The following is a 20,914-nucleotide window of genomic DNA, read 5'->3' on the forward strand; positions in this document are numbered from 1 at the left end:
TTGCAAATTCTGTGAGCCTTCCGCCTATCTCCCATAGCAGACCTTGTTCGTTTCAAATCGAATTTGATTTCCGGTAACATTCTTTGGCAATACCGCCTGATCAATCATATCGAATTGACATCACAACCAATCCCCGGGGAAAACCAATGAACAACTTACGATTACGGCTAAGGACGGCGTGCGCGCTGGCTGCGGCCGCCTTGCTGGCCGCCTGCGGCGCCGGTGACAGCACCGACCAGCAAGCGTCAGCCAAGGCATCGCGCCTGGCCGCCACCACCGTGGTGGCCGCCAGCGACGCCCTGGTACTGCCGCTCGAGGTGCTGGGCAACGGCTCGCCAGCCGCACCGGTGATCGCCGAGGCGCGGCTGGGACTGGCGGCCGACAAGCTCGGCGCCGCGACACAATTGTGGTTCCAATGCCACCGCTGCGGCTTCTATGGCGCGCCCGAGTTCGAGGCCACCACCGCCCTGCCCGTCAAGATCAAGGCCAGCATCCGCATCCTGGGCGGCGCCGGCGACGACAGCAACACTCCCTGGATCGATGTTACCGACGCCAACATGGTGCTGGCCGACGACGAGCGCCTGCATGGCGGCGTCAATGGCGGCTTCTACACCACCCGCATTACCCTGCCGCTCGACGCTGCTGCCAAGGCGCGGCTGGTGGCGCTGCCGGGCATGAACCGCATCCAGTTCCGCTTCAACGGTACCGACGGCGAATCGAACGGCTACCGCATCCTCAACCTGCAATTGCAGGACGCCAGCGCGGCGCAGGTGGACACCACCGCCGTCCAGCGTTTCGACCCGCTGAGCGAGCGCGGCACCGGCAACCTGGCGCAGGCCGATATCGATGCCGGCAAGGCGCTGTGGTATGCCCACGGCAGCAACGTCAAGTCGGCCATCGTCACCCGCAAGCTGCAGGCCGCGTGCGCCTCGTGCCACGCCGACAACGGCCGCGACCTGCAATACTTCAATTATTCGAACAATGCCATCGTCCAGCGCAGCCGCTTCCACGGCCTGTCCGACACGCAAGGCGCGCAGATCGCCGCCTTCCTGCGTTCGTCGCTCAAGGACGTGCCGTACGTGGGCAAGGCGCGGCCATGGAATCCGCCGTACCAGCCTGGCCCCGGCCTCGACTGCACTACCGCCGCCTGCGCCACCGAATGGTCGGCCGGCGCCGGCCTCGACGCGGTATTGACTACCCCGGCGGACGCCATGAAAGCGCTGTTCGGCAAACCGCTCAACGCGCCGCTGGCACTGACCCAGGCCGACATTGACCGCGTGATGAATCCGAACGCCACCATGAACGTGCGCGAGACCGCGATCCCGATGCAGTTCCCCGACTGGAACGCCTGGCTGCCCACTACCCACCCGCTCGACATCTGGCCGACCGCAGCGGACGGCAGCGGCTTTACCAACGGCATCCAGCACCCGAACGAAGGCTGGCAGAATCCGAACGGCCGTTACCACGACCTGATCAACTGGTTCGAGCAGCACAAGAACCCCAACGGCAACCGCGCCGACTACAGCCACCTGATCCCCGACCTGCGCGTGCAGATCAACGCCATGATGACCTTTACCGGCTGGGACGCCTATAAGTTCCTCGGCGGCGGACGCGGCAACCACGTCACCGACAATGGCCAGCAATACGGCGCCCAGCGCGGCGCGGCCTACCTGCAAACCCTGGCCAACAGCACCACCATGTCAGCGGCCAAGCCACGCGACTTCACCACCAACGCCTTCATCGAGCGCTCGGTGGCCAGCATGCTGCACTGGAACGCGGTCAAGCAATGGGAACTGGCGCAGGACTACCAGCTCGAAGGCAACCAGACCTGGTTCATCGGCGACAAGGACAAAACCACCGGCCAGTGGAAAGGCCGCGGCGAAGCGCACGGCTGGCCGTTCCAGTCGGTGAGCCTGTTCTTCCTGGCGCCGCACATGGTGTACCAGGAGGACAAGAACGCGTTGGGCAAGATCACGCGCGAGTGGTACACGGCATGGGAGGCGGACAATATCGTCGGCTCCTATTACCGCAGCAACCAGTGGTACCAGTTGCAGATGACGGTCAACCCGGGCGGCCAGAGCGGCTGGGTCAACTATCCGATGGACTGGCCATACCTGACCGCGTTCGACGAGTACATCGGCGACCTGGTCGGTTCGAACACGCCGGCCGCGCGCGCGCTGCAAAACAGCCACAACATCCGCCTGCTGCAAGGACGGATCAAGGGCGCGCAGTACGTCAACAATGACATCCCGATCTGGGACCCGAACGGCCCGACCGGCTACGACAACGCCGCCCGCTACGGCCGCGCCCAGATCGTCAAGCACCTGGCCACCGCCAACTTCCTCGACAAGGCTACCCGCGAAGGCGTGCAACCGGCGCGCTACCGCTTCCTCGACGAACTGCAATCGGGGCTGTACCTGAAAACCGTGAACGGCGCCATCGGCCAGTTCAACGCGCTGTACACCTGGCAACCGGTGAACGCCTGGCGCCGCTGCGACCCCGGCAATACCCAGCTCGGCGAACCGGAAAACGTCGCCGGCTTCCGCTACTGCCTCGACCAGGCCAAGTCGCCGCTGGGCCAGTACAGCAACGGCGATTACTACATGATCACCAACTCGATCGGCCAGGTAACCACCGAGCAGACCGAGCAGTACGGGCTGTGGAAGGCGACGCAGATGGGTGTGGAGCCTGGGCGGTTGAAGGTGTGGCGTGATTGGACCGAGGCCGTCTGGCCTTAAGGTACGGAACTTCAGGGTCAGTGCCGACATTTGGACACGAGCCCAGCCATTTAATGGTTGAGGCGGTGTCCGAATGTCGGCACTGACCCCGAGGTAGGAGGTAAACGAAAAAAGCCACGTTTTTCAACGTGGCTTTTCTGTATTCTGGCTCCCCGACCTGGACTCGAACCAGGGACCTGCGGATTAACAGTCCGTCGCTCTACCAACTGAGCTATCAGGGAATTGTGTCGCTTGGTACTACCCGATGCATGCTGCGAGCATTGCATTCATCGGTTCAGACAGCACCTAGGCGCTGCCTGAAGAATTCTGGCTCCCCGACCTGGACTCGAACCAGGGACCTGCGGATTAACAGTCCGTCGCTCTACCAACTGAGCTATCAGGGAAAAGAGGCAACATTTTATACTGTTTGTCGTGCACTAACAAGAAATAATTCTTTCAGTGCAATTCTTAACCGTACATCTTGTTGCCCTCTCGAATCACGTTGCCGCGATCCGAAGAAGCAAGATTTTAGAGCACTTTGGCGATGGCGTCAATAACGGTGTCGATGTTGCGCGAGTTCAGTGCTGCTACGCAAATACGGCCCGTGTCGACGGCGTAAATCGATTGCTCGCGCAGCTTGCCCACCTGCTCCTTGGTCAGGCCCGAGTACGAGAACATGCCCACCTGGTCGCGCACGAAGTCGAAGTCGTGCGCCGGCGCCTTGGCCTTGAGCTTGGCGACGAATGCCTCGCGCATTTCCTTGATGCGCACGCGCATGCCGGCCAGTTCGTCTTCCCACAGCTGGCGCAGTTCCGGCGTGGTCAAGACGGTGGCAACCACCTTGCCGCCGTGGACCGGCGGGTTCGAGTAGTTGGTGCGCACCACGCGCTTCAGCTGCGACATCAGGCGCGCCGCTTCTTCGCCGCTGGCCGCCACCACGCTCAGGGCGCCCACGCGTTCACCGTACAGCGAGAACGATTTCGAGAACGAGTTCGACACCAGCAGCGGGCCGCCGGCATCGGCAAAGCGGCGCACCACGGCGCCGTCTTCGGCGATGCCTGCGCCAAAGCCCTGGTAGGCCATGTCGAGGAACGGCACCAGGCCGCCGCCGGTGACGGCTGCGATCACTTCATCCCACTGGCTTGAGGTCAGATCGGCGCCGGTCGGGTTGTGGCAGCATGCGTGCAGCAGCACGATCGAGCCGGCTGGCATGGCCTTGATGTCGGCGATCATGCCGGCGAAGTTGATGCCGTGGGTCGCCGGATCGTAGTAGCTGTAGTTGTTGACGGTGAAACCGGCGCTTTCGAACAGTGCGCGGTGGTTTTCCCAGCTCGGGTCGCTGATGTAGACCTGGGCGTCGGGCGCGAAGCGCTTGAGGAAGTCGGCGCCGATTTTCAGGGCGCCGGTGCCGCCGATGGCTTGCACGGTAATTGCACGCTTCTCTTGAATTACTGCGCTGTCGGCGCCAAATACCAGCTCTTGCACCGCCTTGTCGTAGGCAGCCAGGCCTTCGATGGGCAGGTAGGTGCGCGGCGCCGGCGCGGCGATCAGGATTTCCTCCGCTTTCTGTACGCAAGCCAACAGCGGCACCTTGCCATTGTCGTCATAGTAGACACCGACGCCAAGGTTGATCTTGGCCGGGTTCTGGTCGGCGTTGAAAGCTTCGGTAATACCCAGGATCGGGTCGCGTGGTGCCATGTCGATGGCGCTGAACAAGCTAGGATTCGTCATGATAAGATTGGATTCGATTGAGAGCGGTTCGCAGTGGAAAATTTTGACAGCGCCCCTTGCGGCAGCCTGTCGAACTTGGGATCGTCAGCTGCAAAAATACCTGGATCGGTCCATATTTCGCCGCTTTCTCGGCCCATAGCCCGCTATGGGCCGAGAAAGCGACAAAAATCTGTCCTCGACCAGCTATTTTTTCGCTCTGACTCCCCAAGTCCCACAGGCTGCTGGTACCCGAAAATTAGGCCGCTGGCAGGCCGTCATTCTAACAAAGGTCTGATCAAGATGGCTGAATTACCCGTAGTAGACAACTCCGCAGCAACCGTGGTCACCTTCCCCGACTCGCCCTACAAGCTGCACCAACCGTTTCCACCGGCCGGCGACCAGCCCACCGCGATCGACCAGTTGTGCGAAGGGATCAACGACGGCCTGTTCTACCAGACCCTGCTCGGCGTGACCGGTTCCGGCAAGACCTACACCATGGCCAACGTGATCGCGCGCCAGGGCCGCCCCGCCATCGTCTTCGCACCGAACAAGACGCTGGCCGCGCAGCTGTACTCGGAGTTCAAGGAATTCTTCCCCGAGAACGCGGTCGAGTACTTCGTCTCGTACTACGATTACTACCAGCCCGAAGCCTACGTGCCGCAGCGCGACCTGTTCATCGAAAAGGACTCGTCGATCAACGAGCATATCGAGCAGATGCGCCTGTCGTGCACCAAGTCGCTGATGGAGCGGCGCGACGTGGTGATCGTGGCCACCGTCTCCGCCATTTACGGTATCGGTAACCCGAGCGAATACCACCAGATGATCCTGACGCTGCGCGCGAAGGACCGCGTCTCCCAGCGCGACATCATCGCGCGCCTGATCCAGATGCAGTACACGCGCAACGAAGTCGATTTCGGCCGCGGCACCTTCCGCGTGCGCGGCGACACGCTCGACATCTTCCCGGCCGAGAATGCCGACCTGGCCGTGCGCCTCGACCTGTTCGACGACCAGCTCGAATCGATACAGCTGTTCGACCCGCTCACGGGCCGCGTCAAGCAGAAGATCCCGCGTTTTACCGTCTATCCCGGCTCGCACTATGTCACGCCGCGTTCGACCGTGCTGCGCGCGGTCGAGTCGATCAAGCTCGAACTGCGCGACCGCCTGGAATTCTTCCGCAACGAGAGCAAGCTGATCGAAGAGCAGCGCCTGGAACAGCGCACCCGCTTCGACCTCGAGATGATGCAGGAAATCGGGTTCACCAAGGGTATCGAGAACTACTCGCGGCACCTGAGCGGCGCCATGCCGGGCGACCCGCCCCCTACGCTGGTCGACTACCTTCCCAAGGACGCGCTGATGTTCATGGACGAGTCGCACGTGCTGATCGGCCAGTTGAGCGCCATGTACAACGGCGACCGTTCGCGCAAGACCAACCTGGTGGACTACGGCTTCCGCCTGCCGTCCGCGCTCGACAACCGGCCGTTGAAGTTCGAGGAATTCGAGCAGAAGATGCGCCAGACCGTGTTCGTCTCGGCCACGCCGGCCGACTACGAAAAGACCCATGCAGACCAGGTGGTCGAGCAGGTGGTGCGGCCCACCGGCCTGGTGGACCCGCTGATCATCGTGCGTCCCGCCAGCTCGCAGGTGGACGACCTGATGTCGGAGATCACCGACCGCGTGGCCAAGAACGAGCGGGTGCTGGTGACCACGCTGACCAAGCGCATGTCCGAGCAGCTGACCGAATACCTGAGCGACCATGGCATCAAGGTGCGCTACCTGCACAGCGATATTGAAACGGTGGAGCGCGTCGAACTGCTGCGCGACCTGCGCCTCGGTACCTTCGACGTGCTGGTCGGGATCAACCTGCTGCGCGAGGGCCTGGACTTGCCCGAGGTGTCGCTGGTGGCGATTCTCGACGCCGACAAGGAAGGCTTCCTGCGCTCCGAGCGCTCGCTGATCCAGACCATCGGCCGGGCCGCGCGTAACCTCAACGGCGTGGCGCTGCTGTACGCCGATCGCATGACCGATTCGATGGAACGCGCGATCGGCGAGACCGAACGCCGGCGCGCCAAGCAGATCGCCTTCAATACCGCCAACGGCATCGTGCCGCGTGGTGTGCAGAAGAAGATCAAGGACATGATCGACGGCGTATTCAGCCCGGCCGAAGCGAAGGAAGAACTGGCGGTGGCGCAGGAATCGGCCAAGTACGAATCGATGAGCGAAAAGCAGATCGCCAAGGAGATCAAGCGCCTGGAAAAAGCCATGGTCGATCACGCCAAGAATCTCGAATTCGAAAAAGCCGCGCAAGTGCGCGACCAGCTCCATGGGCTCAAAAAGCAGCTGTTCGGCGCCCCGGGGGCAGACACGCTGCCGTCATAAGGTATTCAATGAATCCAATCTCATCTCCGATCATCAGCAGCGGCCCGCTGGGCATGCCCTGGGCCACCATGGACCCGTTTTTATTCTGCGTCCACCACGTCGATGGCTACCCGCACGGTAACGGCAAGTACGGCCCCGCCAAACCGCTTTCGGGCCGCAACATCGGCCAGGATTTCGCCAACGTCGATGGCTGGAATATGTACCACGGCCAGCAGGTGCCGGGCTTTCCCGGCCACCCGCATCGCGGTTTCGAAACCGTGACCATCGTGCGCCGCGGCCTGATCGACCATGCCGATTCGCTGGGCGCCGCCGCCCGCTTCGGCGCCGGCGACGTGCAGTGGCTCACGGCCGGTCGCGGCATCGTCCACTCCGAGATGTTCCCGCTTTTAAAGACCGATGCCGACAATCCGCTCGAGCTGTTCCAGATCTGGCTCAACCTGCCGGCGCGCAGCAAGATGGTCGAACCGCATTTCACCATGTTGTGGTCAGAGGATGTGCCGCGCCAGGTGGTGACCGATGCTGGCGGCGCCCGCACCGACGTGCTGTGCGTGGCTGGCAAGCTGGCTGACATGACGCCACTGGCGCCACCGCCCGATTCGTGGGCGTCTGCCGAAGACAGTGACCTGGCGATCTGGGTGATCACGATGGAACCGGGCGCCGAGTGGACGCTGCCGCCCACGCGCGGTGCGCAGACCAGGCGGGCGCTGTATTATTTCGACGGCGACGGCGCCACCATCGGCGGCCAGGCCATTGCTGCCCGCAGCGCCAACGACCTGCGTACCGATGCGCCGCTGGTCATCCAGAACGGCGCCAAACCCGCGCAGTTCCTGGTGCTGCAAGGCCGGCCGATCGGTGAACCGGTGGCGCAAGCCGGCCCGTTCGTGATGAACAGCGAACAGGAAATTCGCCAGGCCCATGCCGACTACCAGCGCACCGGCTTCGGCGGCTGGCCGTGGCCCGACATGGCGCCCGTTCACGGCGACGATCCCACCCGCTTTGCGCGCCACGTCGGTGGCCGGGTGGAGCGCCGGGAGAGCTGAGCTTTAGCTCAACTTACAGGCCCTGCACGAAGGTGGCGACCGCATCGAGCAACTGCGGCGCCACCGGCAGCGCATTGCTGCCATACGATTTCACCTGCAAAGCCTGGTCGTCACCGACAATTTTCAGCAGGTGGTTCATGCCCTCGACAATCACCACTTTCGCCGCTGGCTGCGCCCTGGCCAGCGCCTCCGCGTCAGCCACTTTGACCTGGATATCGGACGTGCCCTGCACGATCAGCACCGGCATGGTCAAGGCGGCGATGGCGGCGCGCGGTTCGTGGCGCAGTGCTGAAATCAGGTACGGCTGCACCGACGGCCGGTACAACATCATCAGCTCGGGCGGCACCGCGTCGGCCAGCTTGCCCTCCTTGAGCGACGCCACGATGCGCTGATGCTGGGTAAACTGTTCCGGCGTCAGGTGCGGCTTCAACTGCTCGTCGAGCACTTCGTCGAGGCCGCGACCGATGCCGGCGATCTCCACGCAGCCATCAGCCGCGCCGCGCCGGCAGGCGCCAGCGGCGATCAGCGCGCCTTCGCTATGCCCGGCCACCACCACCTTCGAAAAACGCGGATCGGCTTTCAACTGGCGAATCCACGCCACGGCGTCGTTGACGAAATCATCGAAGCGCAGGTCGGCCTCGCTCCACTGCGGTGAGACGCTGGCCGCGATCAGGCGCTTGTCGTACCGCACCGAGGCGATGCCGCGCGCAGCCAGTCCTTCGGCCACCATTTTCAGACTGTCGTTGGCGCCGGGCAGCGCGATGCTGTTGCCGTTGCGGTCGGTGGGGCCGGAGCCGGCGTGCAGCAGCACGACCGGCAGCTTGCCCTCCTCCGCCTTGGGCACGAGCTCGGTACCGCGCAGCGTGCCACCACCGACATCGAGCGTCACGTCGCGCACGACAAAGGGTACCGCAGGTGCAGCAGGGGCAGCGGGGGCAGCGGGTGCAGCGGGTGCAGCGGGTGCGATAGGCATGGCGGCATTGGCCGTCCAGCAGAACAACAGCGTGCACAAGGCCAGCGTCATACGCATCAACGATCTCCTTCGGTATGTAGTGGTTCAGTTCGATTCAAGAGTACCCGCTTTTTCCAGGCGCCTGTAGCACGCCAGCGAGTGCAGCACGGCCACCGGCGCCCACCAGAGCATCAACAGCAGTAACAGCCAGGCCGGCGCGCCCACCAGCACCCCGATCAGGCCCATCACGCCACTGGCCACCATCAGCCGCGCGGCCAGGCGATGGGTGGCGTACCACACGCGGTCGCTGCTCAATGTCCACGGTGTGCAGATGCCGAGGTAGAAATTCTTGCGCACCTTGCCCAGCGGGTTACCGACCAGGATCAGCACGATGCATATCCCGGCCGCTACCGCGCGGTCCATAGCCACCTGGCCGCCGGTGGCAGCGATCAGCACCAGCACGTGGATATATGCCAGCAACGCCACCACCACGCCGGTCGAATACAGGTACGTGGACTCGAACGCGGTCATGCCGTAGCGGCGCGGGGACAGCCATGGCAGCACCAGCCCGAGCAGCCCCACCAATGCCATCAGGCCGGGGCCCAGCAGCCAGAGCATGGCGCGCGGACCAACACCGTCAACTTCGCCGGCGGCATTCCAGTGCACCGGCACGCTCTCGGGCAGCGCGGGGTAAAAGTGCCAGGTGATGGCGCTGGAGATGGCGATCAGGACGAGGCAGACAACGATGAAACGGGCTTTCATTTTTTTCTCCCGGTGGGTTCGGTCAGGTCCATCATCCACGCGACGACGTCCTGCAACACGGTGGTATTGAGGCTGTACCAGATGGTCTGCCCTTCGCGCCGACGGGCGACCAGGTCGGCCTCCACCAGCACCGCAAAGTGGTGCGACATGGTCGGCTTGCTCGTGTCGAAATGTTCGGCCAGGTCGCCGGCCGTCATCTCCCCATCGCGCAGCAGCCGCAGGATCTCGCGCCGCGCCGGATCGGCAATCGCCTTGAAGGCACTGTTGTTGGCATTCATGTAGCGGCACTCGTATTAAGATAAACATCTAATTAGACATCCATCGAAATATAAAGCAAATTGCCGGGAGCGGTCAATTCATTTCGACGTGGGTTGGCAGCATCCGGGCAGGGAACGCCCGGATGCGAGGTACAACAGGATCAGAACGCGTAACGCGCGCTGAACTTCACCGTGCGCATCGGGCCGCCGATCGAGTTGGGCACGCCCAGGTTGGCGTTGTCGCCGCCGAGGCGGTTGACTGGATTGCCCGGTCCACCACCCCAGCCGTCGTAGCCGCCGTAGTTGATGCTGTTGAACAGGTTGAGCACATCGGCGCGCAGCGACAGCGCACCGAAGGCGAACTTGACCTCTTTCGCCAGGCCCACGTCCACCTGGCGGAAGTTGCTGCCTTTACCCTCGGCCGCTACGCAACTGGTGGAGCCGCGCGAACAGTCGGTGATGCGGTACGGCAGGCCCGAGCCGTAGGTCATTTTCCCGGACAGCATCAGGCCGAACGGCAGCAAGCCATCGGACACGCCCGCCACCACCAGGCGGTGTTTCTCGACGTCGGTCGACGGATTCCAGGCGGTAGCATAGCGGCCGTAGGTCCAGTTGAAGGTGTTGTTGGTCCACTCGTTGTTGGTGGTCTCGCCGCGGCTATAGGTGTAGGTGGCGCCCAGGCTCCAGGTGGAGGCCTTGGTATAGGGCTTGTCCAGTTTCAGGTAGATGTTCTCGGCCTTGGCCTGGGTGATGAAGTCGCCCAGCACCAGGGTGCTGTAGCCGGGCACGGAACCGAACAGCGGATCGATCGGGCTGCCGTTGCCCCAGGTGCCGTTGACGTCGCGGTTGCCACCGAACCAGTTGAACTGGTTGCGGCTGCGCGAGTTGGTGTAGCCCACTTCGCCATTCCAGCGACCGAGCGCCTGGCGCAGGCCAAAGCTGAACTGGTCGGTGTACGCCATCTTGTGGTTGTTCTTGATCAGCCAGATTTCGCCACCGGGCTGCGAATTCTTCTGCGCCTCGTCCAGTGCGTGGTTGGCGATGGCGCGATCATACGCCCTGCCCCAGCCGGCAAACAGCACCGAGGCGCGGTCGCCGTTGATGTCGTACGAGAGGCCCAGGCGCGGCGCCCACGCATCCTTGAACGGTTTGCGGCTGTTGCCGTTGCTGATGTAGTCGGCGATGTTAACGCCGCCTCTGGCCAGCGACTGCACATAGGTCTGGCCGGCCGGCGCGCCTTCGCGCGGATCCTGCCGGCCGAAGATGGCCACGCGGTCGGCCGGCGTGGCGTAACTGTTGTTGAGCATATTGCTCTCGTAGTCGTAGCGCAGGCCAAGGTTGAGCAGCAGCTTGTCGGTGGCCTGCCAGTCGTCCTGGAAGTAGATGCCGTACTGGTTGTTGGAAAACGCCACGCCGGCAGCCGGTATCGCCGGCTCGGCGCGGATCAGGCTCGGTATGCCGGTAACGGTATCGATGCGCTCCCAGCGCTGCTCGACCGCGCGCGCGGTACCGGACAGGTTGTAGTCGATGCGCTTGACCTTGACGCCGGCCTTGAAGGTATGGCTTTCCAGACCGGTGTAAGTCAGGTCGTCCTGCAACAGCAGGCCGCGCTGCTGGCGGAACTGGTTGTTGGGCGAGCCGCCGGTGATCAGCACATCGACCACGTTGTTGTCGCTGTTGCTGGGCGAAACCTGGTAGCGCACGTACGGGTTGGCCGCGTCCGAGCGCGGGTTCCAGCTGTATTTTTCGTAGCCGAAGCGCGCTTCGTTGAGGAATCCTTTATCGCTCCACTCGTGCTTGACGTCGAAGCGGTCTTCGTCGTTGGTCCGATCCAGAACGTTCTCTGCCACGCTGAGCTTGAGGTCCTCGGGGATCAGGTCCGACTCGCGGCGCACGCGGGCAGTGGCCTCAATGCGCTGGTTACGCGAAATCTGCGCATCAACCTTCACCAGCAGCAGGTCTTCCTTGAAGCTCGACACCTGCGAACCCTGGCGCGCCAGCAGCGACGGCACGATGCCGGCATCGGGCAGCAGGTCGGTGCGCTGGGCGATCACCTGGCGCGGGCTGTCGATCTTCTTGCCTTCGTACGCGATGAAGAAGTGCGCGACGTCTTCCTTGATCGGGCCGCCAAGGGTGACGCCGTACTGGTCCTGCGACGACGACGGCCGGCCCACGCCCTTGCGCTCCGACTCCTTCTGGAACGGGTCCTTGGCGGTGAGGTTGGTGCCGCTGTGGTCCCAGAACACATCGCCGCTCAGGGTGTTGCCACCCGACTTGGTCACCGCCGTAATCGCCGCGCTCGACACCTGGTCGAACTCTGCCTTGTAGTTCTGCGCGATCACCTTGTACTCGGCCACGGCCGATTGCGGGAACGGGTTGCCCCGGCTCGAGTCGAGCCCGGAGACGCCGCCGCGCAGGATGTTGTTCTTCTGGCTGACGCCATCGATGAAAACGTTAACGTTGTCCTGGCTCTGCGAGCCGCTCTGCATCTTGACGTTGCCGGCAGTATCGACATTGAAGCGCACCCCGGGCGCCAGGTCGGCAAACGAGAGGAAGTTGCGGGTGACCTGCGGCAGCTTTTCGATCTGCTGGCGCGACACCGACGTGCCTACCTCGGAACCGGTCACGTCGCGCCGCGACGCCGAGCCGGTGATCACCACCTGCTGCACACCGGCCTGCAATTGCAGGTTGACCTGGCTGGTCTGACCGACGCTGACGGTGACCGGTTCGGCCTGCTGCTCACCCACGCGGATGCGGTAGGTGCCGGGCGCCACGCCAGTCAACACATAGCTGCCGTCGGCGCGGGTAGTGGTTTCGTACTTATAACCGTTCAATTCGTTGGTGGCGGTGACGGCAGCGCCAGCCGAAGGGGCGGCGCCGCTGGCGACCTGGCCCTGGATGGTGGCCGTACTGAGCTGGGCATGCGCCAGCGGGGCAATCAGCAACGTGGCGGCAAACGATGCGGCCACGGCGTTGGAAATAACGGACAGGCGAAGGGCAGGCGTATGCCGGGCAGAGCTTTTCATGGGTACTCCTGGTTTTGTCGTTCGGAAGAATCACCAGGCATGGCGCCGCAAGGGGGCGCCGATAATGCTGACAGTGGTGAGGCTGCGCGTCCCCGCCGGCGGAGTTGGCGGCAGGCGACGCATCACTATGTAAATTGTTTACATTGTTGTTTCAGCCACTGTAGCGCCGTTGCTTGCGCACTGTACAGCGTTTTTTTCAATCGGGACGCGGTCCCGCGACCCTACAAGGTTTTGACGAACTCGCGTATTCCGCTCAGCAACATCTCGATCGACATCGCGGTCAGGATCAGCCCCATCAGCCGTTCGAACGCGGTCATCACCTGCGGACCCAGCACTTTTTGCAGCCGTTCGGCCGACAGGAACACGGCCAGCCACACCACGGCCACGGCCGCCAGCGCCGCCACGTGCACCAGCACCTCGCCGGTGCTCTCGCTCGAGAACAGCAGCACGGTGGCCAGCGCGGACGGGCCGGCCAGCGCGGGTATGGCCAGCGGTACGATGAACGGCTCGGCGCCGTCGGTGCGGCCCAGCACGCCATCAGGATGGGGGAAGATCATGCGGATCGAGATCAAGAGCAGGATCACGGCGCCACCGATGCGCAGTGCCACCTCGGACAAATGCAGCGCGGCCAGGAAATGGCGACCGAAGAACATGAAGATCAGCAGCAGGCCAAAGGCGATCGCGCACTCGCGTATCACGATGCGCGGGCGGCGTGCCGGCGGCACGGGGTTGAGCACGCTGGCAAATAGCGGCACGTTACCGAAAGGATCGGTCACCAGGACCAGCAGGATGAAGGTCTGAAAGAAATCTTGGGTCATGTTTTTGTTCTTGAATTAAAAAGGGAGCCGAAGCTCCCCTTGTGTCACCGATTACTGCGCGGTGTCGCCTTTTTTGATCCATGCCGCGAGTTGATGCGGACGCAGGCCGTCGTAGTCCTCGAACGGCTGGTGGATCCACGGATTGTGCGGCAGTTCTTCCATCTGGTAATCAGGACGGAAGGCCGAGCTGCCCTTGGTCCAGATCACGGCCGAACGCACTTCGGTCACGCCATCGAAGTTTTCCTTCAGGTGCTGCATGACCTTGATCAGGGTAACGCCCGAATCGGCCAGGTCGTCGACCAGCAGGATCTTGCCCGACAGCGGGCCCTTGGTCATCGTCATGTACTTGGCGATGTCGAGGTCGCCCTGGGTGGTGCCCTTGTCTTCGCGGTACGAGCTGGTCGACAGGATCGCCAGCGGCACGTCGAAAATACGCGAGAACACGTCGCCAGGACGCACGCCGCCGCGCGCCAGGCACAGCACCATGTCGAATTTCCAGCCAGACTCATGCACCTTGAGCGCCAGGCGCTCGATCAGGCGGTGGTATTCGTCCCAGGACACCCAGAGGTGTTTTTCATTGGTTTGCGGGTTGTTCATGACATTCCTCTTATTATGCGAACGATTAGGCGAACGGGTGACGCAGCACGATCGTTTCTTCACGATCCGGCCCGGTCGAGACCATGTCGACTGGCACGCCGACCAGCGCTTCAATGCGCTTGATGTAGGCGCGGGCGGTGGCCGGCAGCGCTTCCATGGTCTTGGCGCCGACGGTGCTTTCGGTCCAGCCTGGCATTTCTTCGTAGATCGGCACGCAGCGGGCCGCTTCTTCGGCGCCCGACGGGAAGATGTCCACGGTGACGCCGTCGATAGTGTAGCCGGTGCACAGTTTCAGGGTTTCGATACCGTCGAGCACGTCCAGCTTGGTCAGGCACATGCCGGTCACGCCGTTGATTTGCACCGAACGACGCAGCAGCGCGGCATCGAACCAGCCGCAGCGGCGAGCGCGGCCCGTCACGGTGCCGAACTCGTGGCCCACTTGCGCCAGGTGATGGCCAACGCCTGCATCGGTTGGCAGTTCCGAGGGGAACGGACCGGAACCGACGCGGGTGGTGTAGGCCTTGGTGATGCCCATGATGTAGTGCAACATGTTCGGACCCACGCCAGCACCGGCGGCGGCATTGCCTGCCACGCAGTTCGACGAGGTGACGAACGGATAGGTGCCGTGATCGACGTCCAGCAGCGAACCTTGCGCGCCTTCGAACAGCAGGTTGGCGCCAGCCTTGTGGGCGGCGTACAGCGCGCTCGAGACATCGGTGACCATCGGGCGCAGGCGTGGCACGTAGGCCAGCGCGTCGTCCAGGGTCTTCTGGTAGTCGACCTTCGGTGCTTTCAGATAGTGTTCCAGCACGAAATTATGGTAGTCGAGGTTCTCGGCCAGCTTTTCGGCAAAGCGCGTTTCGTTGAGCAGGTCGGCCACGCGGATGGCACGACGGGCGACCTTGTCTTCGTAGGCCGGGCCGATGCCCTTGCCGGTGGTGCCGATTTTCGCTTCGCCACGCTTGGCTTCACGGGCCAGGTCGAGTGCCGAGTGGTAAGGCAGGATGACCGGCGCTGCGTCCGACACTTTAAGGCGCGAGGCCACTTCGACACCGACTTTTTCCAGCTTGTCGATTTCGCGCAGCACGTCCGGCACCGACACCACCACACCGTTACCGATGTAGCAGGCCACGCCTGGGCGCATGATGCCCGAAGGTATCAGTTGCAGCGCGGTTTTGACGCCGCCGATAACCAGCGTGTGGCCGGCGTTGTGACCGCCCTGGAAGCGCACCACACCTTGTGCATGATCGGTCAGCCAATCGACGATCTTGCCTTTACCTTCGTCACCCCATTGGGTGCCGATGACGACCACATTCTTTGCGTTTTTGTTTGACATCACACTAACCTAAGTTTTTAAGAATCCATTGACTACTGTTATCGTCGAGCACCAGCGCGCGATCGCACTCGAACTCGTCCAGCTCGTTGCTGTGACCAGGCATGCTCTGGATCACGACTTCGCCGGACTTGCGCAGCTCGGCGATTTTTTCTTTCAATTCAGGCGCATTGCCCCACGGCGCGCGGATCGAATGCTTGCGTTCCGCAGTGGGTAACAGGCGCGCCAGCTCGCGCAGGTCGAGCGAGAAACCGGTGGCGGGACGGGCCCGGCCGAAGGCTTCGCCTACGTGATCGTAACGGCCGCCGCGCGCCACCGCGTTCGGCAAGCCTGGCACATACAGCGCGAACATCGCACCGCTTTCGTATTGGTAACCGCGCAGGTCGGCCAGGTCGATGGCGACCTCGGCGCGGCCAAGCACCGATGCAGCCAGCGCCGCCAGTTCGGCCAAGGCCTTGGCGATGCCCGGCAGGTCCGGCAGCACCTCGCGCGCTTTTTTCAGCACGTCGATGTCGCCGTACAGCTGGGTCAGCGCCAGCAGCGCGTCGCGCGTTTGCGGCGCGTAGTTGGCGGTGAGCGCTTTCAGGTCCGAGACGTCCTTGGCGCGCAGCGCCAGGTACAGCGCCGCTTCGTCCCTGGCAGCAGCAGCGTCGCCCTCGATGATCGCGCGCAGCACACCGACGTGGGTCAGGTCCAGCCGCACTTGCGGGAAACCGGCCAATGCCAGGGTGGACAGCGCCAGCTCCTGGATTTCGGCGTCCGCTTCCAGGCCGGCGTGGCCGTAGATTTCGGCGCCGATCTGCAGCGGCTCGCGGGTAGCGTGCAGGCCCGACGGATGCGTGTGCAGCACGTTGCCGGCGTAGCACAGGCGCGTGACCGAAGCACGGTTGAGCAGGTGGGCGTCGATGCGCGCCACTTGGGTGGTCATGTCGGGACGCAGGCCCAGCAGGCGGCCCGAGATCGGGTCCACCAGTTTGAAGGTGCGCAGGTCGATGTCGGTACCGGTGCCGGTGAGCAGCGACTCGAGGTACTCGAGCAGCGGTGGCATCACCAGTTCGTACCCGTACAGACGGAAGTTATCCAGCATCAAACGACGCAGTTCTTCAATCTTGCGGGCTTCCGACGGCAACACGTCGGCGATATTCTCGGGCAAAAGCCAATTCGGCATGGGAGACAATGATTAAATAATGAACAATGGGGCGCGGGCGCCGCGTGTCAACAAGTGACAGGCCGAACCTGATATTTTACGCGAAAATGCTTGGGGGGAGGTAAAAAATGCGCCCTGGGGGCCGAGTCGTCATTCCCGCGCAGGCGGGAATCCAATTTGCGGGCGGACCGGAAAAACTGGATCCCCGCCTGCGCGGGGATGACGGAACAGCGGGTGCGGGCAGGAACAAAGCGCCAGGACAGGCGCCCTCCCCTGTTACTTCTGACCGCTGCTACCGGAACTCTTGAAGTACTTGAAGAAGTCCGAACTCGGATCGACCACCATCACGTCGCCCTGGCTCTTGAAGGTCGTGCGGTACGCCTCGAGGCTGCGGTAGAACTTGTAGAACTCCGGGTTGCGACCGAACGCTTCGGCGTAGATCTGCGACGCTTTCGCATCGCCTTCACCACGAATGTTCTCGGCGTCGCGATAGGCTTCGGCAAGGATCACGGTGCGCTGGCGGTCGGCGTCGGCGCGGATGGTTTCGGACGCTGCCGAACCGGTCGAACGCAGCTCGTTGGCCACGCGCAGGCGCTCGGCTTTCATGCGCTCGTACACCGAGTTGTTGATCTGCTCGACGTATTCCACGCGTTTCAGGCGCACGTCGATGATCTCGACGCCGATCTGGGCCGACTCCTGCACCACCTTGTTGCGGATCGCTTCCATCACCTGGCCACGCTTGCCCGAGATCACTTCGCTCACCGTGTGCTTGGTGATTTCCTCGTTCAGCGCCGACTTGATGATGACCGACATGCGGTCGCGGGCACGGGTTTCGTCGCCGCCGAAGGTGACGTAGTACAGCTTGGCCTGGCCTTCGTTGCGGCCAATGCGCCACTTGACGAAGCTGTCGACCAAAATGTTCATCTTCTCGGCCGTGATGAAGCGCTCGGCGTCCGGCGACTCGATGGTCATGATGCGGTTATCGAGCAGCACCACGTTCTGGAACGGTGGCGGCAGCTTGAAGTGCAAACCTGGCTCGCGCACGACTTCCTTGATCTGGCCCAGCGCGAACACGATGGCATACTTGCGCTGGTCGACCACGAAGATCATCGACGACAGGATCAGCAGCAGGACAAAACCTGCCACGAGGGTACTGACTATGCGATTCATTAACGACTCTCCCGTTCACGTGAGGAATCCCGCGGGCGCGGCTCGCGCTGGCGGCTCACTTCCACCGATGGCATCACGTCGGCCGGCAGCGTTGCCGTGGTCGGCGCGGTCGCTGGCGAACCGGCGCTGTTGCTATTATTGCTGTTGCGGGCAGCATCGCCAGCAGCGGCCTGGGCGATCAGCTTGTCGAGCGGCAGGTACAGCAGGTTGTTGCCGTTCTTGGAGTCGACCATCACCTTGCTGGTGCTCGAGAAGATCTGCTGCATGGTGTCGAGGTACATGCGGTCGCGCGTCACAGCCGGCGCCTTCTGGTACTCAACCAGCACCTGCTTGAAGCGGTTGGCGTTACCGGTGGCGTTCTCGGTGACCATCGAACGGTACGCTTCGGCTTCCTGCATCAGGCGCGAAGCGGTACCGCGCGCTTTCGGAATGACGTCGTTGGCGTAAGCCTGGCCTTCGTTCTTCTGGCGTTCCAGATCCTGGCCAGCCTTGACCGCATCATCAAAGGCGCTCTGCACCTGCTCGGGCGGCTGCACTGCCTGCAGGGTCACCCCCGAGATCAGCACGCCGGAAGCGTAACGGTCGAGGATGGCTTGCATCAGCACCTGGGTTTCGTAGGCGACCTTGTCGCGGCCCTCGTACAGGACGAAGTCCATCTTGTTCTTGCCGACGATTTCGCGGATCGACGTCTCGGCGACCTGGCGCACGGTTTCTTCCTCGTCGCGGTTGTTCATCAGCCAGGCCACGGGGTCTTTCAGCTTGAACTGCACGGCCAGCTGCATGTCGATGATGTTTTCATCATCGGTCAGCATCAGGGATTCCTGGGTCTGCTTGTTCTTGATGTTGCCGCGATAGCCGATCTCGACCATGCGCATCTGCGACACGCGCACGGTTTCGTTCGACTGGAACGGGTACGGCCAGCGCCAGTTGAAACCGGATCCGGTCGAGTGCGTGTATTTGCCGAAGGTGTAGACGATGCCGGCCTGGCCCTCTTGCACGATGAACGAGCCCGAGGCCAGCCAGATCAGCGCGGCCACGCCGGCAATCGCGCCAGCGGTGGCGCGCATGCCGGCCGGATCGGGACGCGGCATGCCGCCCCCGCCGTTGTTGTTGCCGTTGTTATTGTTGTCCGGGCGTTTTTTCTGGCCGAAGAAATTGTTCAGGCGCTCATTAAAATCGCGCCACAACTGTTCCATGTCGGGAGGGCCTTCGCCAGGCTTTTTGCCTTCGTTCGCCTGCGGCTCGCCGTCTTTCTTGTCCGAGCCCCAGCGGGGGTCGTTCAGCGACAGCTTGATGCCGAGACGTTTGATCATTGATGGGACACGCATTAGTGGGATCCAACGTGAGTTGTAGGGGAACTGCGCGAGGTACTGCTGTCGTCGCCGGAATCAGACCTGTCCGGCTCCGGCTCCTGCGCTGCATCGTCTGTATCGAGCTCTGCTTCGTCCGCATCGATCGGGTACGCTTCGTTGAGCCTGGCGCCCGGGGCCGCCTTGGCCCATTCCACCACCGCTTCGCGCAGCAGGTCCACGCCGACACCGGTGCGGGCGCTGAGGAAAACGCGGGAAATCTTAGCATATTCGTCGCGCTCGACCGAAGGCTCCAGGCCAGCGGCATCGATCTTGTTCCACACTAAAATTTGCGGAATATGATCGGCGCCGATTTCCTTGAGCACCAGGTTGACCTGCTCGATCTGCTCCATGCGCACCGGCGACGAAGCGTCCACCACGTGCAGCAGCAAATCGGCGTGGATGGTCTCTTCGAGCGTGGCGCGGAATGCCGCCACCAGCTGGTGCGGCAATTCGCGCACGAAGCCGACCGTGTCCGAGAACACGACGTTGCCCACTTCCTGTCCCATGTAGACGCGACGCGAGGTCGTGTCCAGCGTGGCGAACAACTGGTCGGCAACATACACGCCGGCCTTGGTCACCGCGTTGAACAGGGTGGACTTGCCGGCATTGGTATAGCCGACCAGCGACACGGAAAAAGTCTGGCTGCGGCCACGCGAACGGCGCTGGGTTTCATGCTGCTTGCGCAGCTTGGCCAGGCGCGCGCGCAGGGCTTTTACACGCTCGCCGATCAGCCGGCGGTCTGTTTCGAGCTGGGTTTCGCCGGGACCGCGCAGGCCGATACCGCCCTTTTGCCGTTCCAGGTGAGTCCAGCCGCGGATCAGACGCGTGGCCAGGTGCTGCAACTGCGCCAGTTCCACCTGCAGCTTGCCCTCGTGCGAGGCAGCGCGCTGGGCGAAAATGTCGAGGATCAGGCTGGTACGGTCGAGCACACGGATATTCAGGCGCTTTTCCAGGTTGCGCTGCTGGGCCGGCGAAAGAGCGTGGTTGAAGATGACGATTTCGATACGCTCGTCGAGCACGGCCTGGCCGATTTCGTCAGCCTTGCCGCTGCCGACGAAATACGCGGAGTCCGGGGCGGAGCGCTTGGCGGTGATCGTCGTCACGGGTTCCGCACCTGCTGAACGGGCCAGCAGTTGCAGTTCCTCGACGCTGGCGGCGAAGTCGCCCTGGCCGAAATCAATACCGACTAGAGCTGCACGCATACGACGATCTGTAAGGTTGGGGTGACGCAGTAAGGGTAAGGCAAGCGCTTAGTCCGCGTCGTTATCGATGCTGAGGTTGACGGCGCGAGCCGGCACCACGGTGGAGATGGCATGCTTGTACACCATCTGGGTCACAGTATTGCGCAGCAGTACGACGTACTGATCGAACGATTCGATGTGGCCCTGCAACTTGATGCCGTTAACGAGGTAGATCGACACCGGCACGTGCTCTTTGCGCAGTGCGTTGAGGAATGGGTCTTGTAACAGTTGCCCTTTGTTGCTCATAACAGCTCCATTTTATGTTGTTGTGTTAGATTTGGAGGCGAAACGCTTGATTTCAAGTACGTGGCCCAGCGAAAGTCAAATGATATTCGCTGAAACACCGCTCGCCACGTAGGGAATGGTGCTTCCAAGCCACTGTAACCTGTTTTTGCTTTTTTTGCAGTGTCGCACCG

The 20,914-nt window shown here is 62.7% G+C and carries 16 protein-coding genes and 2 tRNA genes; 3 read left to right on the forward strand and 15 right to left on the reverse strand.

From position 1 onward, the window contains the following. Nucleotides 1-146 precede the first annotated feature (146 nt). A complete protein-coding gene (locus tag J2X54_RS11810; RefSeq protein WP_310180862.1) occupies nt 147-2,738 on the forward strand; it encodes a hypothetical protein in 2,592 nt (863 codons plus the stop codon). Nucleotides 2,739-2,883: 145 nt separating this feature from the next. Here J2X54_RS11810 and J2X54_RS11815 read toward each other — a convergent pair. The 3 genes from J2X54_RS11815 to J2X54_RS11825 all read right to left on the reverse strand — a co-directional run bounded on the left by J2X54_RS11815 (nt 2,884) and on the right by J2X54_RS11825 (nt 4,448). Then, a tRNA-Asn gene (locus tag J2X54_RS11815) sits at nt 2,884-2,959 on the reverse strand. An 86-nt stretch (nt 2,960-3,045) separates the two neighbouring features. Continuing rightward, nucleotides 3,046-3,121: transfer RNA gene (locus J2X54_RS11820), tRNA-Asn, on the reverse strand. A 124-nt stretch (nt 3,122-3,245) separates the two neighbouring features. Continuing rightward, on the reverse strand, nt 3,246-4,448 hold the full coding sequence (locus J2X54_RS11825) for an amino acid aminotransferase (protein WP_310180864.1): 1,203 nt from the start codon (nt 4,446-4,448) through the stop codon (nt 3,246-3,248). A gap of 279 nt (nt 4,449-4,727) precedes the next feature. Between J2X54_RS11825 and uvrB the strand changes: the two genes are divergently transcribed. Together uvrB and J2X54_RS11835 are read left to right on the forward strand one after the other, a co-directional pair. Continuing rightward, a complete protein-coding gene (uvrB, locus tag J2X54_RS11830) occupies nt 4,728-6,803 on the forward strand; it encodes an excinuclease ABC subunit UvrB (RefSeq protein WP_070250758.1) in 2,076 nt (691 codons plus the stop codon). An 8-nt stretch (nt 6,804-6,811) separates the two neighbouring features. Continuing rightward, a complete protein-coding gene (locus J2X54_RS11835) occupies nt 6,812-7,843 on the forward strand; it encodes a pirin family protein (protein WP_070250760.1) in 1,032 nt (343 codons plus the stop codon). Nucleotides 7,844-7,856: 13 nt separating this feature from the next. Here the strand turns inward: J2X54_RS11835 and J2X54_RS11840 are convergent, their stop codons facing one another. The 12 genes from J2X54_RS11840 to hfq form a co-directional block, all read right to left on the reverse strand. Next, on the reverse strand, nt 7,857-8,873 hold the full coding sequence (locus J2X54_RS11840) for an alpha/beta fold hydrolase (RefSeq protein ID WP_310180870.1): 1,017 nt from the start codon (nt 8,871-8,873) through the stop codon (nt 7,857-7,859). A 27-nt stretch (nt 8,874-8,900) separates the two neighbouring features. Next, nucleotides 8,901-9,557, reverse strand: coding sequence for an SdpI family protein (locus tag J2X54_RS11845; protein WP_310180871.1), 657 nt, complete (start codon nt 9,555-9,557; stop codon nt 8,901-8,903). Further along, nucleotides 9,554-9,835 (reverse strand): autorepressor SdpR family transcription factor, encoded by a 282-nt coding sequence (locus J2X54_RS11850; RefSeq protein WP_070250763.1) that lies wholly within the window; start codon nt 9,833-9,835, stop codon nt 9,554-9,556. The genes J2X54_RS11845 and J2X54_RS11850 overlap by 4 nt, the downstream gene beginning before the upstream one ends. A 140-nt stretch (nt 9,836-9,975) precedes the next feature. Continuing rightward, nucleotides 9,976-12,840, reverse strand: coding sequence for a TonB-dependent receptor domain-containing protein (locus J2X54_RS11855; protein ID WP_310180875.1), 2,865 nt, complete (start codon nt 12,838-12,840; stop codon nt 9,976-9,978). A 221-nt stretch (nt 12,841-13,061) separates the two neighbouring features. Further along, on the reverse strand, nt 13,062-13,658 hold the full coding sequence (locus J2X54_RS11860) for a MarC family protein (RefSeq protein WP_019920446.1): 597 nt from the start codon (nt 13,656-13,658) through the stop codon (nt 13,062-13,064). 51 nt (nt 13,659-13,709) lie between these two features. Then, on the reverse strand, nt 13,710-14,255 hold the full coding sequence (locus J2X54_RS11865; RefSeq protein WP_070250767.1) for a phosphoribosyltransferase: 546 nt from the start codon (nt 14,253-14,255) through the stop codon (nt 13,710-13,712). Nucleotides 14,256-14,280: 25 nt separating this feature from the next. Next, nucleotides 14,281-15,591, reverse strand: coding sequence for an adenylosuccinate synthase (locus J2X54_RS11870; protein ID WP_310180877.1), 1,311 nt, complete (start codon nt 15,589-15,591; stop codon nt 14,281-14,283). Between the two features lie 4 nt (nt 15,592-15,595). After that, a complete protein-coding gene (locus J2X54_RS11875) occupies nt 15,596-16,756 on the reverse strand; it encodes an ATP phosphoribosyltransferase regulatory subunit (protein ID WP_310180879.1) in 1,161 nt (386 codons plus the stop codon). Nucleotides 16,757-17,011: 255 nt separating this feature from the next. Beyond that, a complete protein-coding gene (gene hflC / locus J2X54_RS11880; protein WP_070250772.1) occupies nt 17,012-17,905 on the reverse strand; it encodes a protease modulator HflC in 894 nt (297 codons plus the stop codon). Beyond that, complete coding sequence (hflK, locus tag J2X54_RS11885) at nt 17,905-19,218, reverse strand: FtsH protease activity modulator HflK (protein ID WP_084640830.1); 1,314 nt, start codon at nt 19,216-19,218, stop codon at nt 17,905-17,907. Before hflK ends, hflC begins: the two co-directional genes overlap by 1 nt. 14 nt (nt 19,219-19,232) lie before the next feature. Further along, on the reverse strand, nt 19,233-20,459 hold the full coding sequence (gene hflX / locus J2X54_RS11890; protein WP_310180885.1) for a GTPase HflX: 1,227 nt from the start codon (nt 20,457-20,459) through the stop codon (nt 19,233-19,235). A gap of 48 nt (nt 20,460-20,507) precedes the next feature. Next, entirely contained in the window at nt 20,508-20,744 is a 237-nt protein-coding gene (hfq, locus tag J2X54_RS11895; protein ID WP_019920453.1) for an RNA chaperone Hfq, read from the reverse strand. Between the last annotated feature and the right edge of the window lie 170 nt (nt 20,745-20,914).

Source organism: Duganella sp. 3397, assembly GCF_031456625.1.
Lineage (GTDB): Bacteria > Pseudomonadota > Gammaproteobacteria > Burkholderiales > Burkholderiaceae_D > Rugamonas > Rugamonas phyllosphaerae.